This window comes from Desulfovibrio sp. OH1186_COT-070 (genome assembly GCF_003860215.1).
GTDB lineage: Bacteria > Desulfobacterota > Desulfovibrionia > Desulfovibrionales > Desulfovibrionaceae > Desulfovibrio.
Genome location: NZ_RQYH01000123.1, coordinates 1 through 716, shown reverse-complemented (window position 1 = coordinate 716; position 716 = coordinate 1). Strand labels below are relative to the sequence as shown.

The following is a 716-nucleotide window of genomic DNA, read 5'->3' as shown; positions in this document are numbered from 1 at the left end:
ATTTAATATAGATAAGTGTTGTGATGTAGTAGACTGTGTCATATCTAATTTCTTTTTAATTTGACTCACACAAACGCCTATTTTTACTAAATCAATACCTTCCTGATCACCGAAATTACTTTCAGGGTCTTTCAACCAATCTAGTATTTGAATTCTAGTGGGGCTAGCTAATGCTTTAAAAACTTCTAATTTTTCCATATATCTATAATAAATCGTTAAAAAAACGATATGTCAAGATGTTTTTTTACTTTAAGAGAGTGTACAGAAAATAACCATTTTCTGTACACTTTCTTTTTTGTATAAATAAATAAGTATTATATGGAATTATGTGTTCAATAACCCAACAAATAATCTATGTTCATAAAACACCTTTTATTTAAGTTATGGTACACTAAAAAAATATATAGGAGGTTTGTATCTTGAAAATAGGTTATGCAAGAGTTTCAACTGGATTACAGAACTTGGATTTACAGGAAGATCGGTTAAATCAATATGGTTGTGAAAAAATATTTAGTGATCATATGAGTGGTTCAAAAAGTAAGCGACCTGGTTTAGATAAAGCTATTGAATTTGCGAGGTCAGGAGATACGATTGTTGTTTGGAGGCTAGATAGACTAGGACGTAACATGGAAGATTTAATCACATTAGTTAATGAACTTAATAATCGAGGTGTGAGTTTTCATAGTTTAGAAGAAAATATAACGATGGATAAATCA

At 29.3% G+C, this 716-nt stretch carries 2 protein-coding genes; one reads left to right on the top strand and one right to left on the bottom strand.

Annotated features, from left to right (window positions below):
• Positions 1-198: helix-turn-helix transcriptional regulator (locus EII23_RS12165; RefSeq protein WP_148091282.1), on the bottom strand; the 198-nt coding region annotated here is incomplete at its 3' end.
• A 221-nt stretch (positions 199-419) separates the two neighbouring features.
• On the opposite strand from EII23_RS12165, the gene EII23_RS12160 reads away from it, so the two are divergent.
• On the top strand, positions 420-716 hold a 297-nt coding region (locus tag EII23_RS12160), incomplete at its 3' end, for a recombinase family protein (protein ID WP_148091281.1).